The following is a 1,264-nucleotide window of genomic DNA, read 5'->3' on the forward strand; positions in this document are numbered from 1 at the left end:
GATATTTGTGACGTTAGTGCTGCCGTGGAAGCCGGCGATTTTATCCCTCTGGCTCGCTTGAGAAAGCGAATTACACAGCCTTACCATAATTTTATTCAGTAAAAAAGGGTGAGTGCCATGGCGCTCACCCTTTGATATTTGAGGTTATTAATTACCAGGCTACCGTGGCACCCAGTGCAAGTGTGTCAGTTGTCTCTATTTCGCCTACTGTTTCGTCATCCAGCTCAACACGACTGAAGTTGGTTACCAGGTTAAGATAATCATTGGCTGCGTAACTTATAATTACGCCTTTATTTTCGTAATCAATCGCTGTTCCACCAGTAACGCCATCATCTTCGGTTCGGCCATAGGTTCCCGCAACTCGCATTTTGCCGATTTGATAACCCGCTTGTATAAGGTAGCCATTGCTATCAACTTCCTGGAGTGGGAGTTGGCCAGCGTTATTAGTGAACAAGGGATGGATACCTGTAGCATCAAAACCGGAAGCGGTGAGGGTTAAGTCAGCGGCTTTGATTTGAGCGCCGTAACCTACGCCTTCTGATGTGATATCAGTAACGGTATTATCTGTATTTTCGGAGTTTTGATAAGCACCGTTAACCCATGTATAAATTTCCATTCCTCCAATGTCTGCCTGGTAGCTGATTTCACTTTCTACTCTTGGGGTGTCTTGATATGCCTTGCCTGGCGCACCCACTTCATTGGTGTCGTATGGGTCTAGAATCCCCACTGCAATGTTTAGACCGCCCATTTCAGGGCTCCGCCAGGTGATTTGCGAGCTTGGGAAGGCGTAGGGATAGCCGGTGCCGATATTCCCGAAAGATACGCCACCGCCATCAACGAGGCCCACGACATCGCTGGAATGGCCAAACCCAATGAGCAATTCGTCGCGGAGGATGTTGGAACGAGCAAAGAGCCCGAAATCTTTACCAATAAGCACCTCACCGAAGCTGCCACCAATAGTTCCATAAAACTGACGTACATCAATAGCCGTGCCGGTGGCGGCAGTTTCACTGTCATTAATGGTGACCCAGAAGGATGACCTTGCGCCCAGTGTAAGATCACCTATTTCTCGTTTCATATTGAAACCAATATAGTTTGGCAGGAAACCCATTTTAACTCTTGATTGTCTGCGGTCGAATTGATCGCCGGCACGGTCTACGTCGTTGTTTACATAAAAAGCATTAATGTAACCGTCAGTGCTGAAGCTGGTTCCGTCATCGTCATACAGTGTTATTTCGGCATTGGCTGATTGCACCGCGAGGAA

Annotated in this window: 1 protein-coding gene; it reads right to left on the reverse strand. The window is 47.5% G+C overall.

The features are described 5' to 3' along the window. Window positions 1-151 precede the first annotated feature (151 nt). Entirely contained in the window at window positions 152-1,255 is a 1,104-nt protein-coding gene (locus A3730_RS02175) for a porin (RefSeq protein WP_063537391.1), read from the reverse strand. Window positions 1,256-1,264: the final 9 nt, after the last annotated feature.

The organism is Alcanivorax sp. HI0044, from assembly GCF_001634945.1.